This is a genomic window from Armatimonas sp. (genome assembly GCF_964826245.1).
On record NZ_CBAYMC010000120.1, the window covers coordinates 1 to 13,129 of the forward strand.

A 13,129-nucleotide genomic window follows, 5' to 3' on the forward strand; every position below is an offset into this window, starting at 1 on the left:
GAAAGTGTATCGCGCTGGCAAAGCAGACATCGCCCCTGGCCGAGCTGGTCGCCTGGTCGGACATGTTCGATCCGCACCACAACGCCCACGACAACTACTACTTAGTCCGTGGCACGCTCGCTGGAAGCTGGGAGGGGCTGAGCAAAGACACGCTGATCATGAACTGGAACTCCGGCAAGCCCAAAGAGAGCCTCGACTTCTTCGCCAAGCGCGGCCACGCTCAGATTCTCGCGGGCTACTACGACGGCGACCCCAGCGCCATCAAAGGCTGGCTCGCCACGGCTAAGGCGCTGGGCGGTGCCAAGGTCGAAGGCGTCATGTACACCACCTGGGCCAACAACTACAGCCAGCTCGAAGCCTTTGCCAAGGCGGCGTGGGGCGGTGCAGCGGGAACGTCTCTTGGCTAGATTGCAAAGCCTACGCGGACTGGGCAGAGCGATTACTGCCAACTGAAGCGCAGTGGGAGTACGCAGCGCGAGGTGGGCTGGAAGGAAAAGAGTATCCGTGGGGCAATGAGGAGCCCAAAGACCAGCTCTGGTGGACACCGACGAGCGGGGATAAGGGCACAGCCTGCGGGAAGCTACCCCTTGCACACTACAGCAAGGTCTTTCTCGCCTACCGCAAGCGCATCCGGGGCACCTTCCCCCGCACCAGCGCCCTCTACCGCAGCCTGCCGTAATCATGAGGCCCATTCATGGGTCTTGCCGCAACAGCGGGCCCGTTTACGCGCCCGATGGATAACGGGCAGGAAACCCGCCTCTCTCTGTCGAACACAAAGCCCATGAGCAAGGTATATAAGCTAGGTGTGGCAAAGCTGGTGCACGACCATGTGTGGGGTGAGCTGAGCCACTGGGCGGCGACGGGGCGTGTGGAGATCGTGGCGGTGGGCGAGAGCAACGAGCGGCTCCGCAACCGCTTTGCCGAAAAGTTCCCTGAGGCCCGTCTTTACGAGTCCTGGGAGGCGATGCTGGCGGGCGAGAGCGAGCTCGATATCGTCCAGATCGCGGCGGAGAACTCTGCCCACGCCGAGATCACCGAGGCGGCGGCGGCAAAAAAGTGCCATGTGATTAGTGAAAAACCCATGGCGGCGACTCTGGCGCAGGCCAATCGCATGGTGGCGGCCTGCGACAAAGCGGGCGTCCAGCTCATGGTCAACTGGCCCACGGCTTGGAGTCCGGCGTTTCAGGAAATGGAGCGCATTATTCTCTCGGGTGGCATTGGCGAGCTGCGCTACTTCAAGTACAGATCCGCCCACAACGGCCCTAAGGAGATCGGCTGCGACGAGACCTTCTGGGGCTGGCTCTACGACGAGGAGAAAAACGGCGGTGGGGCGTTTATGGACTACTGCTGCTACGGCTCCGCGATGATGGCCCGGTTCTTAGGGCTCCCGGAGAAAGTCATCGGGATGCGCGGCATTCTCGCCAAGGACTACCCCATCCCCGATGACAACGCGCTCATCGATGCCTGGTATAAAGGCGCACACTGCGTTGCCGAGGCAAGCTGGACCCAAGTGACGGGCTACGTCACCGGCAACCCCTACGCCTATGGCTCTGAGGGGGCACTCTGCCTGCAAGGCGGGAAAGTGCACCTGATGAAGCCGGGGCAGCCCGTAGAGATTATCGAGCCCACGCCCTTAGAGGCGCCGTACCGTACCGCACCCGAGTATCTACTCCACTGCATCGAGACCGGCGAGGCGCTGGCCGGTGTCTGTAGCGCCAAGGTCTCGCGCGATGCTCAGGAAATCTTAGAAGCAGGCAAGCGTGCCGCCGATTCGGGTATGATGCAAAAACTTCCACTAACGACCGATCTCTAAGTCTAGCTACGCATGATTGAAAAACTAGAAAACAACCTTGGCTCCGTGATCCGAGGCAAGCCGGAGGCTATTCGCCTTGTGGTGATTGCCTTGCTTGCCGGAGGACACGTTCTCCTTGAAGATGTCCCGGGTACGGGCAAGACCACGCTGGCCAAGGCACTTGCCCGCTCCATTGATGGGACGTTCCGGCGGATTCAGTTCACCCCGGACTTGCTCCCAGCAGACATCACAGGCTCAAGCTTCTACCGTCCTGCGGAGGGCGTCTTTGAGTTTCGTGAGGGGCCGGTTTTTAGCCATATCCTACTCGCCGATGAGATCAACCGGACATCGCCGCGTACCCAGTCGGCGCTTCTTGAGGTGATGAGCGAGGGACAGGTGACGGTCGAGGGAATACGTCGCTTGCTCCCTCAGCCGTTTTTTGTGATCGCCACACAGAACCCGGTGGAGTACCACGGCACCTACCCACTCCCCGAGGCACAGCTCGACCGGTTCGCGATTCAGCTTGCGCTAGGCTACCCCACCCACGACGACGAGCTGGCGATTCTCTTTTCCCAGAACGATGGTCACCCGCTAGAGCAGCTCCAGTCGGTTCTGACTACCGAGGATGTACTGACGCTACAAGCCGAGGTGCGCCGCGTGCTGGTAAAACCCGAGGTCGCGGACTACATCGTCCGGCTGGTGGAGACAATCCGTAAAGATGCCCGTCTGCGCCTAGGGCTCTCGCCGCGCGCCTCACTGACGCTCTACCGTACCGCGCAAGCCCGCGCCCTCACCGAGGGGCGAGACTTCACGCTCCCTGAAGACATTCGCGCACTTGCTGTCCCCGTGCTCTCACACCGCATCCAGCTCGACACCAAGGCCAAGTACGGCGGCCTACTGCCCTCTCAGATCATCTAGCAGGCGCTGGCGTCGGTGGCGGTGCCACGGTAAGGCTCCCCTAACCCCCGCCCGGTGGGGGAACTACATCCGAGGGCTCCCAGCTGAGGATCTCTCGGGCGGGGGCTAGGCTCAGGCGCTCAAAGCTGGTCTTGGAAGTGGCGTGGACAATGGCGTAGCCGACGTTCTCCGTCGTGACGCAGCGTGCCAGAAAGCTCGCCGCATCCCGAGGCGAGAGCCAGATCGCATTGGCGCGGCCTTCTTTCAGCCACTCGTGCTCATAGTCCAGAAACCACCCGATCCGCACCGCGATAAACTCCAGCCCGTGCTTGTCGTGGTAGTAGCGCCCCATGGTCTCGCCCATCGCTTTAGTGACGCCATACAAGCTCACCGAGCGCGGCAGATCGGTGGCTTCGACCTTGTGCTCCTGCGGATAATAACTCACCGCCTGCACGGTCGAGGCAAAGACGACGCGCTTGACGCCCGCCGCCCGCGCGGCCTCAAAGACATTAAAAAGCCCGACGACATTGTTGGGAACCAGCTCCTCGACAAACGGCGCTTCGTCGCTGGTGGCCGCGAGGTGCACCACCGTGTCGCAGCCCTGCATCGCCGCTGTCAGAGTCTCGATGCTAGATAAGTCCGCAACAATCGTCTCTGGCTCGCCCTCAATAGGCCGTCGGTCGAGGAGCTTAAGCTCAAACTGCTCATGGAACGTGGGCAAGATATGCGGCCCGATGCGCCCGCCAGGGCCGGTGAGAAGAACGGTGTGTTTCACGCCTTGAGTTTACCCGCCGAGAGGGCAAGATAGCCCCAGCCCAGCAGAAAACAGACGCCGCCGAGCGGTGTGATCGCCCCCAGCCACTTGATGCCCGTCACCGCGAGCAAGTAGAGGCTTCCCGCAAAGATAAGCTGGCCAATCAGAAAGAGCTTCCCGACGGTCTGCGTCACCTTCAGCTCCACTTGTCCCGCCAGCGCCGCCAGCAGCAGCATCGCCAGCGCATGGGCTAGGTGATACTGAACGCCCGTCTTCCAAATCTCTATTGCAGGTGCACTGATCACGGACTTCAGCCCGTGTGCCCCAAACGCCCCCGCCGCCACCGCGATCCCCGCGCTAATTGCGCCTATTCGAATGAGATTCAAGAGCTTGTCTCCAGTGTAATATCACCGCCGTCCCGAAAATCAATACTGACCAAAAATCCCTGGAGGAGTGCACGTCCTACTAAGGGCTGAATTCCCGTCGCCACGACTTCAACAGGGCGCTGCTGCTCCGCCCAGCGAATAGTGGTGAGATAACTATCTAGCATCACGCGGCTTCCATCGGCAAGGCGCGAGGGGATCGTCTGGAGAAAAGGAAGCTTGAGTACCTCGACTGCCTGCTCTGGAAGCGTGAGATACCCTGCAAAGCCTGTGTCCACAACGCACTCTAGCGAGAAAGCCGGTTGATTGGGCAGTAGAAAAGTAACTGAAACAAAAGGCTTGTTCCCTTGAACATGGCCAATTGTCATTGCTTCGTTTCACTCAAGAGACTGCCAAAAGAGTATACACAATCCTGCCCGATGCGTATGCCATAGAGAGTTGCCTCAGGATTTCGCTTCAGTAAACGTAGGGCTGCGGCAACGGCATCATCGTCAATTTCGTAGTCACCTGTCGCTATATCCAAGGAGAGGCGCTTGCCCAAATTAGCGGGCGTATCAATAAAAGCACGGAGTTTTTCGTTGTAGAACTTTTCGCCGCGCTGGCCAATTTCCTCTGAGGTATAGCTCAAGTGTCCCATAGCACTATTCTATCGCAGGTGCTTTGCGTTTTCGTAGGGCACGAACAGGCGACATTCTTCAATGCAGTAGCTTTTGTCGGGCTTGGGGGTGCGGACAAAGCAGCGGTTCACAAGAAGTTCAACATGTTCTTCGTAGCTCAGTTCTTCTGAGAAACAGTCATCGGGGCTCCAGGTAGATGGAAGGTGGCCAGGAGTGAGATCACAGCGACCATCACGGTTGAACCAGTAGCCCATCTTGGTAGCGTAGTCGCGGCGGAAGTCGGTGCGCCACTGTGAGTTACTTCCCCAGCCCTTGGAGAGATCTTCGGTAGGTCTCCAACTGCGGGTGAAGGTAAAGAAGAGCGTATGTCTCTCAGCCTGTGTTTTGATAAATAATTCTGGCTGGACTCTTACTCTGACTCCTGCGCGGGCGAAGAGAAGCTCTCCGAATGTCAGCGCAGGCCAAAAAAAGTACTCGATCTGAACCGGCTCAGTAAGGGTATCGTCCTCGATCAGCTCAACAATCTCGTGCCAGAATGGGTGGTAGGTACTTGGTTCCCTTGTGGTGAGCCCAACCCACTCCCACCAGATTACGTAGGCATCTTTAGTAAGTTCCCGAGAGTGCTTACCGTAGAGCTGGCAGACCAGCATGTCATGAACTCGGCTCAAGGCATACCAGTTTTCCAACCCATCATCGGTGACATAGTCCATGCCCTCGTACTGATAGTCGTTCAAGTCTACTAGGAGTCTCGCTGCCTGTGTTGCCACCTCGTCCATTGCCCATTGGAGCGGTGTTTTGCTTTGGTAGAAGATGGCTTCGTAGACTTGACGAAATCGGACAAACTCAGCCATTTGTTCTCCTCTCCCCCTTCCTTGGAACAGGGAAGGGGGCGGGGGGATGGGTTCGGGATGATGGCTATCCCTTCACCGCGCCGCTGGTGAGGCCGGAGATGAACTCTTTTTGGAGCACTAAGAACAAGACAATCACCGGGAGCACCATGACGAACGTTCCGGCCATCATCATCCCGTACTTCTGGCTGTAGAGGCCCACCAAGCTGGAGAGGGCGATGGGGAGCGTGTGGTGCTGGGGGTTCTGGAGCATCATAGACGGCCACAAAAGGCTGTTCCAGCTTCCCATAAACGTCAGCAGGCAGAACGCGCCGGTCATCGGGCGCACGATCGGCATAATGATATTCCAGTAGATCCCAAACTCCGAGCAGCCATCAATGCGCGCCGCGTTCATCAGCTCGTCGGGCACCCCAAGGATAGCCTGGCGGAACAAAAAGATGCCAAAAACATTGCCCGCAGAGCCGATCAGCATTCCTAAGTAGGTATCCACTAAGCCGAGCTGGTACATGAGCTGATAGCCGGGGCCGAGCGTGACCGCACCCGGAATAAAGACCGTCAGGAGCTGGATGCCCATCAGCACTTTCTTGCCCTTGAACTCGTACTTGGCCAGCGCGCAGCCCGCCAGCGAGCAGAAAAAGAGCTGTAGGATCACGCCCGAGCAGGCCAGAAAGAGCGAGTTGAAGAGCGAGCGGATGTAGTTGGGGCTTTTAAGCTCCCAGAGGTCTTTATAGTTCTCCAGGGTCGGGTGAGAGGCCCAGAGATACTGCGAGAACATCTCCCCCGAGGGGCGTAGCGTGGACGAAAACAGCTCCCACATGGGGATGAGTGCTGAGAACGCTGCGATAGTCAGAAGGACATAGGTAAGGATCTTGCCAAGGAGTTTCATGGGTTATGCGTCCTTCTTTGCGGTGCCGGAGAGCCAGATCTGAAGGGCGGCAATGGCAGCCAGCATCACGGCCAGTGTCCAACCGACCGCCGACGCGTAGCCTAGGTCGCCGGAGAGCAGGCCGTTGTTGAACAAGTACATGATGATCGTCAGGCCACGGTTGTCTGGGCCACCGCCGCCGAGTAGGGTGCGAGGGAGCTCGTAGAGCTGGAAGCTCCCAACTGTCATGGTGACCAGCACAAAGGCCATCACGGGCGCAATGGCAGGCAGAGTCACGGCACGGAAGCGCTGCACACCATTGGCACCGTCTACCATTGCGGCCTCAATCAGCTCCTGGTCTACGTTCTGGAGCGCGGCGAGAAAGTAGATCATGTTGTAGCCGATACTCATCCAAGCCGTCACGACCACTAGCGCGGGAAGGACATTATTCGGCTCCGAGAGCCATTTCTGGTCCAGCCACTGTGGCCCCAGAATAGCGGCCAGCCCGATATTGACCAGACCAAACTTCGCCTGCAAAAGCACGCCAAAGAGCACGCCGACTGCTACCTGACCCATTAGGTTGGGAGCGAAGACGGCCAAGCGCCAGAGCTTGACCCCCTTGATCCACTTTTGCGAGAGCAGCAGCGCAAGGCCCAGCGACATCGGCAGCTGGATCGCCACGGAAAGCACCGCAAAGAGCGCCGTGTTCCCGACCGCTTTACGAAAGTCCAGGTCGCTCCAGAGAAACTGGTAGTTGCTCAGCCCCACGAACTTGGCATCTTTTGGCCCACTGGTCGCGTAGAGCGAGTAGGCTAGGCTCTTGAGATACGGGTAGGCGGAGAAGATACAGAATGTCACCACAAAGGGCAGGACAAATAAATACGGTGCAAGCTTCTGTTGCTTCTTAAAAAAGGTTGAGCTCTCTCTCAAAACGGGTTCCTCGCCATTTGCTGACGGACTTCATCGGCGCGGGATTTTACGGTGCTGCGCACGAACGCATCCCAGCCTGCGTCTTCGCCGTGGGCGTTGTAGTACTCGACACACTGGATCAATGCCTGGCCCAGCTTGCCTTTCCCCAGCTCCACAAAGGCGCTGGCATACTGTGGTGGCACCTGTGGCGCTAGCGCAGCGTAGTCCCGTCCTATTTTCTGACCGGCGTAGTAGGGGTACTCTTTGTCAAAGGCGGGCTGGCTCCATGCCGAGGGCACGGGGGGCAAGATATTGGTGTCGGCGTAGCGCTCGGCGAGGTCTTTCTCGTTGAGGTAGAGGAACTTGGCAAAGTCCCAGGCGAGGTCTTTACTGGCGCAGGCCTTGGTGATTCCTAGCATCGTCCCACCCCAGGTGCTTGTGCGACGGCCTCCGGGCTTGATGGCGGGCATGGGCATCAGGCCCATCTTTCCTGACATCTTTGCCACATCTTTCTCGTGGTTCTTGCTGCGCCAGTCCGGGGTGACAACGCTTAGAAAGTACCCACTCTCTAGCGCCTGGGTCATTACTTGTCCAAACGAGCTGGAGAGGGCATTGCCGATCTGGCGCTTGCTGTTTTTAGCGACCAGGGGCACGTACCACTTCATGGTCTCGATTCCGGTCTCGTTGTCGAAGATCACCTTGCCATCCGGGTCGAAGTAGCCGCCATCGCGCTGGAAGAGGCAGAGCTCAAGCTGCGAGGTGCCGGTATCGGACATCTCCAGAAGATACTGCTTGCCCGGCTGCTTGACCTTCACGCCCGCCTCGATAAACTTATCCCAGGTGTCGAGCTGCGCGGGATCAAGGCTCAGCTCCTTGAACTTCTCGCGATTATAAGCCAGCATCACCGGGTGCACATCGTGGGGCAGCCCGAAGATACTTCCCCGGTTGGTGTAGGGAGCAAAGCGACTGGCGACAATCTTTTTATCGAGCCCCTCAGATTTGAGGCGATCCGTGATGTCTAAAAAGCCGATGTGCTCTTTCGGTCCGCGGAAGAACGATCCGGCGGCGCTGATCTCGATCTCCACCATATCAGGGACATCCAGATCCGCTTGAAAGGCCGCCCGGAGCCGCTGGTTGAGCCCTTGACCATCCACGAGCTGCAGATCTACCGTAACTCCGGGGTGCTCTTCGAGAAACTTGGGGAGCGCTTTCTGGTAGGCTTCGTAGTGCGGACGCGCGAACGTCCAGTAGGTCAAAGTCGCCCGCTTTGGCTTCTTCGCCTGATCTTTGGCGAGAAAAAGCCCCGAAACGACCGCCAGACAAAGAATCGCCAGCGGGGCGGGACCGTAAGGAAATGCACGCATTGTTCGGTATTATACCAATCAATGATCTATCTTGATGGCAACTCGCTAGGGCTTCTCACCGAGGAGGCGGAGAGCGCCGTTTTACGGACGCTTTCCGAGTGGCGTGAGCTTGCCATCCACGGCTGGACGGAGGGGATGCACCCGTGGCTCTTTCTGGCGGAGCGCACGGGGGCGCAGCTGGCGCGGCTGATCGGGGCGGAGGCGAAAAGTGTGGTAGCGATGGGCTCGATCACGGTCAATCTCCATCAGCTCTTGGCGACACTCTATGACGGCAAAGGGAAAGTGCTGATCGAGCATAGCGCGTTCCCAACGGATCGCTACGCCCTCCAGAGCCATCTCAAGCTACGCGGAGTCTTGGAGGGGCTTGTTGCCGTCACGCCCGACGAAGACGCAGTCGAGGCGGCGTTTGTCACGGGGGAGTTTTCGTGTGCGGTTCTACCGTCGGTGATCTACACAACGGGGCGACTGCTGGACATGGAGCGACTGACGGCGAGTGCACGGGCAAACGGAGTCGTTCTGCTCTGGGACTTGGCGCACTCGATTGGGATTGTCCCGCACCCGCTCGATGCCTGGGGCTGCGATGCGGCTTTTTGGTGTGGCTATAAGTGGCTCTCTGCGGGGCCGGGGAGTGTCGGTGGGCTCTATCTCAACCCGCGCCATCAGGGAAACTCTCCTGGCTTGCAAGGCTGGTTTGGGAGCCGGAAAGATGCACTCTTCACCAACGACGAAACCCTCCAACCCGCCGAGGGCGCCGCGCGGCTTCAGCTTGGCACGTCACACGTTCTCTCGCTCGCCCCGCTAGAAGCTACGGCAAAGTCACTGGCAGACCGCGGCATCGAGCGCCTGCGGCAAGAGTCGCTTGCCCTCACCGCGCTTCTGCGCAGCGAGGCCGAAAACGCAGGCTTCACCGTCATCACGCCACGGGAAGACTCCCAGCGTGGGGGCCATATCACGATTCAGCACCCCAACGCCGCCGCACTTTGTCGGGCGCTACGAGCGCACCAGATCATCCCTGACCACCGTCCACCTGACCTCATCCGCTTTGCCCCACACCCGCTCTACAGCACCGAAGAGGACTGCAAAACTGCCGTCACGACCCTCAAAATGCTTGCGGAACAAGGGACGTTTGAGACTGAAGCCAGCCTGATTCCATAGCTGTAGACCCGGGGCTTCATGCCTCTCTTGCTCTTGGTAGTCAGCTCGATACCATCGGCAAATAGTAGCTCAAAGAGTTCCTGGGAGACGTCGCCTTTATCTCCGTACACCTTCCCAAAAATCTTTTGAAACAGAGCAGGAACAGGCACTCTATCGTCAATATTTCCTAGATTAAGACAGTGCCTCTGGCACTGCCGAAGGGTAGCCTATTTTCGTGTTTCTCTTAATCTCCGGGTAAACTAGAAAAATAATGGCAAGAAAACGAACCTCCAGTCTCCCTCCTGGTGCCTGGCGTGTGGAGGAAGCGATCTGGGGAGAGTACCAGCGCGTCCGGCTGATCACGGGCTTGCCGAGTATCATAGATGACCAAGAGCGGGTGCGTTCGGTGCACGCCGTGGCCATGCTTCCTGATGGAAGACTCGTCTTAGCCGAGAACAAAGACGGCAGCTTTACCTTTCCTGGTGGGCGCTTAGAGGGCGGCGAGACGCAGCATCAGGCGCTTGTGCGAGAGCTCTGGGAGGAAGTGCGCACACGGCTCAAGCCCGATTACAAGCCGCTTGCAGCGACCCGGATTGAGTTTCTGAACCGCGTTCCTGGCCGTGTCTATCGTGTCCACCCGACCTATCTACTGTGGGTCTCGGGCACGGTCGCGGAGCTCTCTGATGAGCCGCACCACGATCCGGCGGACAGTGTGGTCGGTCGGCGCGTCTGCACCCCAGAAGAAGCCCTCACGCTTCTCCCTGAGCTTGAGCGGCGCGTTCTCGAAACCTGTCTGGGCCTCCTCCCTGAGCCAAAAGGCGTTATCCGCGAGCTTGTGGACGACGAGGAGAGCGCGTGAAGCGCCTCGTTGTCGCCATCACGGGAGCCAGCGGTGCTCTCTATGCCCAGCGCTTTCTGCTACAAGCGGTGCACCACTACGATGAGATCTATCTCACGCTCTCCTCCAACGCTGCCTCCGTGCTCAAGACGGAGCTAAACCGCGAGCTGGATGCCTATCTCTGTGACCCTAAAATCCAGCTCTGTGAGAAGCGTAATTTCTTCACCCCGCCCGCCTCGGGGAGCTTCCGCCACGAAGGCATGGTGATCGTCCCCTGCTCGATGGGGACTGCTGGTCGTATCGCAAACGGCATCAGCGACGATCTCACGACCCGCGCCGCCGATGTCTGCCTCAAAGAGGGCCGTAAGCTGATTCTTGTCCCGCGTGAGATGCCCTGGAACCTGATCCACCTGCGAAATATGACCCAGCTCGCCGAGGCCGGAGCGACAATTCTTCCCGCCAGTCCCGCCTTCTACCACGAGCCCAAGACCATTGAGGACTTGGTAGACACCGTGGTCGCCCGTATTCTCCAGAACCTCGGCATCGAACAAACCCTTGTTGGTGAATGGCAAAAATAAAAATAATTCCGCATTTTGTTAGAATTGGGGTAGTTCCGTCGTTATAGGGATGGGGTTCGTAGAACAAATCCATGGATGAGTTGCGGCAGGCATTAAAAGAGTTTTTTGGGCACGATGATTTCCGCGAGGGGCAGCGCGAGATTGTCGAGGCAGCGGTGGCGGGGGTGGACACGCTGGCGGTCTTGCCCACGGGCGGCGGGAAGTCCGTGACCTACCAGCTACCAGGGCTGCTCTTGCCGGGCGCGACTCTCATTCTCTCGCCGCTGATCGCCTTGATGAAAGACCAGGTCGAGAGCCTCCCTGAGGCGCTGCAAGACCGGGTTGCGCTGATCAACTCGTCGCTGGACTCGTCGGAGCTGGGCAAGCGGCTGGCGCAGCTTAAGTCGGGGCAATTAAAGCTTATTTATGCCGCGCCGGAGCGTCTGAGGCAACCGCCGTTTCTGCACGCGCTCCGCGAGGTGGGCGTCTCACTGGTGGTGATTGACGAGGCGCACTGTATCAGCCAGTGGGGGCATGATTTTCGGCCTGATTATCGGGCCGTGGGACGGGCGGTTCAAGAGCTAAATCCTCGTTCGGTGCTGGCCGTCACGGCGACCGCGCCGCCGGATGTCCAGCGCGATATCGAGCAGCAGCTGGGGCGTAAGCTCAGGGTGATTCTGAAGCCGACGTGGCGTGAGAACTTATTTTTAGAGGCGCGACGCGTGAAAAGCAACGATGAGAAGCTCTTTGCCACCGTGGAGATCTGCCAGCAGTTTGACGGCGTCGGGCTGGTCTATGCGTCGTCGCGGGATCGTTGTGAGGACATCTCACGCATGCTCAAGCGGCAGGGTGTGGCGGCGGGTTTTTACCATGCGGGCCTGGAGCCCGTGGAGAGAGCGGCGGCGCAGGATCGCTTTATGAACGGCGAGGTGCGCGTCATGGCGGCGACCGTCGCGTTTGGCATGGGCGTGGACAAGTCTGACATTCGGTTTTTGCTGCACTTCAATCCCTCCAGAACTCTGGAGAACTACTACCAGGAGGCGGGGCGTGCGGGGCGCGATGGCAAGCCCTCGCGCTGCGTCATGCTCTACACGTCGTCGGACATGGCCACGGCGACCCGGCGGCTGGGTGAGGCCGCGCTCACAGCGGAGCGGGTGCAGAGTGTCTACAAAGCGGTGCGGAGTATGCTAGGGCGACGGCGCTGCGCTCCCATCCGCTTTGAGGCACTGGTCAGTGAAGCGGGCGGCGACGATGGTTTAGTGCGAAGTGCGCTTCCCGTTCTGGAGGAGCTCGGCTTGCTCGCCCGTCATGCGGATCTTCCCCGCGCGATGCATCTCTACAGCGAGCCGTTCATGAACGATAGTGACGGCGATCCGCTTACCGATTTGCTTCTCTCTGCGGGGAGTGATCCCGTGGCGCAAGCCGAGGCGGCAGGCCTCCATCTCGCTGACTTAGAGCACGAGGTTCTGCGCCTACAAGAGGCGGGCTATCTCACCTACCGCGCCGCGCCACGCGATTTATGTCTAGAGCTCCTGCCTCCCCCTGAGGACACCAAAGCGCGTCTGGAGGAGCATCTTAAAGAGCGTGCCGAGGCCGCCGCGTACCGTGCCGCCGCGATGAAAGCCTATGGCGACGAGCCCAAGTGCCGCCACGCCCAGATCGCCCGCTACTTCGGAGACCGCTGGCCCCGCCGCACGTGCGGCATGTGTGATGTGTGCAGCCCTCCTCCCCGGCCCTCCTCCCGATCCCGGGAGGAAGGATCGGGGGAGGGAGGATCGGGGGAGGAGGGCCGGGGAGGAGGGAACATGGGCCAAGGGCTGGACGCCCTGCGCCTGCTCCATGATTTAGCGAGCAGCTACTACCCGTTTCATCTGGGCAAGACGGGCCTTCTCAAAGCGCTTCGGGGAACGCCTGATGCTCCCGTTAAGCCGAGTCGAACCGGAGCATTTGGGGCGCTGGAAAGCTGGAAAAAAGCCGATGTCGAGCGGCTAATCGAGGCCCTGATCGAGCAACGCTACCTGAGGCGCGATGAAGAAGATGAGTACAAGCGCCTCTATCTGACCGAGAGCGGGGTGGAGGCGCTGCAAAGTAATTCTTTGGATATCGAGTGGCGTGCACCATCGGTGGTGCAAGCACAAGCCTCCAGTGAGAGTGCCGATCCAGAGCTACTT

At 59.3% G+C, this 13,129-nt stretch carries 15 protein-coding genes and 2 pseudogenes; 8 read left to right on the forward strand and 9 right to left on the reverse strand.

The features are described 5' to 3' along the window. The 4 genes and pseudogenes from AC1XOS_RS12600 to AC1XOS_RS12615 all read left to right on the forward strand — a co-directional run. A pseudogene (locus AC1XOS_RS12600) lies at positions 1–407 on the forward strand (hypothetical protein); the annotation flags it as partial. Continuing rightward, positions 392–523 (forward strand): annotated as a pseudogene (locus tag AC1XOS_RS12605) (SUMF1/EgtB/PvdO family nonheme iron enzyme); the annotation flags it as partial. The pseudogenes AC1XOS_RS12600 and AC1XOS_RS12605, both read left to right, overlap by 16 nt. A gap of 258 nt (positions 524–781) precedes the next feature. Then, positions 782–1,813 (forward strand): Gfo/Idh/MocA family protein, encoded by a 1,032-nt coding sequence (locus tag AC1XOS_RS12610; protein ID WP_481962574.1) that lies wholly within the window; start codon positions 782–784, stop codon positions 1,811–1,813. A 12-nt stretch (positions 1,814–1,825) separates the two neighbouring features. After that, entirely contained in the window at positions 1,826–2,710 is an 885-nt protein-coding gene (locus tag AC1XOS_RS12615; RefSeq protein ID WP_481962575.1) for an AAA family ATPase, read from the forward strand. Between the two features lie 40 nt (positions 2,711–2,750). Here the strand turns inward: AC1XOS_RS12615 and AC1XOS_RS12620 are convergent, their stop codons facing one another. The 8 genes from AC1XOS_RS12620 to AC1XOS_RS12655 form a co-directional block, all read right to left on the reverse strand. Beyond that, complete coding sequence (locus tag AC1XOS_RS12620) at positions 2,751–3,464, reverse strand: NAD-dependent epimerase/dehydratase family protein (RefSeq protein WP_481962576.1); 714 nt, start codon at positions 3,462–3,464, stop codon at positions 2,751–2,753. Beyond that, complete coding sequence (locus AC1XOS_RS12625) at positions 3,461–3,829, reverse strand: DUF423 domain-containing protein (protein ID WP_481962577.1); 369 nt, start codon at positions 3,827–3,829, stop codon at positions 3,461–3,463. The genes AC1XOS_RS12620 and AC1XOS_RS12625 overlap by 4 nt, the downstream gene beginning before the upstream one ends. After that, positions 3,826–4,194 carry a clan AA aspartic protease gene (locus AC1XOS_RS12630; RefSeq protein WP_481962578.1) on the reverse strand — a complete coding sequence of 123 codons (369 nt, stop codon included), beginning with the start codon at positions 4,192–4,194 and terminating at the stop codon, positions 3,826–3,828. Before AC1XOS_RS12630 ends, AC1XOS_RS12625 begins: the two co-directional genes overlap by 4 nt. Then, on the reverse strand, positions 4,191–4,463 hold the full coding sequence (locus AC1XOS_RS12635; RefSeq protein WP_309707032.1) for a hypothetical protein: 273 nt from the start codon (positions 4,461–4,463) through the stop codon (positions 4,191–4,193). The genes AC1XOS_RS12630 and AC1XOS_RS12635 overlap by 4 nt, the downstream gene beginning before the upstream one ends. Positions 4,464–4,472: 9 nt before the next feature. Continuing rightward, entirely contained in the window at positions 4,473–5,294 is an 822-nt protein-coding gene (locus AC1XOS_RS12640) for a hypothetical protein (RefSeq protein WP_481962579.1), read from the reverse strand. A 64-nt stretch (positions 5,295–5,358) separates the two neighbouring features. Continuing rightward, positions 5,359–6,177 carry a carbohydrate ABC transporter permease gene (locus AC1XOS_RS12645; protein WP_481962580.1) on the reverse strand — a complete coding sequence of 273 codons (819 nt, stop codon included), beginning with the start codon at positions 6,175–6,177 and terminating at the stop codon, positions 5,359–5,361. A 3-nt stretch (positions 6,178–6,180) separates the two neighbouring features. After that, positions 6,181–7,086, reverse strand: coding sequence for a carbohydrate ABC transporter permease (locus tag AC1XOS_RS12650; RefSeq protein WP_481962581.1), 906 nt, complete (start codon positions 7,084–7,086; stop codon positions 6,181–6,183). Further along, complete coding sequence (locus AC1XOS_RS12655) at positions 7,083–8,429, reverse strand: ABC transporter substrate-binding protein (RefSeq protein ID WP_481962582.1); 1,347 nt, start codon at positions 8,427–8,429, stop codon at positions 7,083–7,085. The genes AC1XOS_RS12650 and AC1XOS_RS12655 overlap by 4 nt, the downstream gene beginning before the upstream one ends. A 21-nt stretch (positions 8,430–8,450) precedes the next feature. Here AC1XOS_RS12655 and kynU point away from each other — a divergent pair, with 21 nt between their 5' ends. Continuing rightward, positions 8,451–9,584, forward strand: coding sequence for a kynureninase (kynU, locus tag AC1XOS_RS12660; RefSeq protein ID WP_481962583.1), 1,134 nt, complete (start codon positions 8,451–8,453; stop codon positions 9,582–9,584). Here kynU and AC1XOS_RS12665 read toward each other — a convergent pair. Then, positions 9,488–9,745, reverse strand: coding sequence for a transposase (locus AC1XOS_RS12665; protein ID WP_481962587.1), 258 nt, complete (start codon positions 9,743–9,745; stop codon positions 9,488–9,490). The genes kynU and AC1XOS_RS12665 overlap by 97 nt on opposite strands. A gap of 89 nt (positions 9,746–9,834) precedes the next feature. Here AC1XOS_RS12665 and AC1XOS_RS12670 point away from each other — a divergent pair, with 89 nt between their 5' ends. From AC1XOS_RS12670 to AC1XOS_RS12680, 3 genes are all read left to right on the forward strand, one after another. Next, positions 9,835–10,422 carry an NUDIX hydrolase gene (locus AC1XOS_RS12670; RefSeq protein ID WP_481962584.1) on the forward strand — a complete coding sequence of 196 codons (588 nt, stop codon included), beginning with the start codon at positions 9,835–9,837 and terminating at the stop codon, positions 10,420–10,422. Next, a complete protein-coding gene (locus AC1XOS_RS12675; RefSeq protein WP_481962585.1) occupies positions 10,419–10,979 on the forward strand; it encodes a UbiX family flavin prenyltransferase in 561 nt (186 codons plus the stop codon). The genes AC1XOS_RS12670 and AC1XOS_RS12675 overlap by 4 nt, the downstream gene beginning before the upstream one ends. A gap of 71 nt (positions 10,980–11,050) precedes the next feature. Further along, positions 11,051–13,129, forward strand: a 2,079-nt coding sequence (locus tag AC1XOS_RS12680) for a RecQ family ATP-dependent DNA helicase (RefSeq protein WP_481962586.1), incomplete at its 3' end; no start/stop codon positions are given.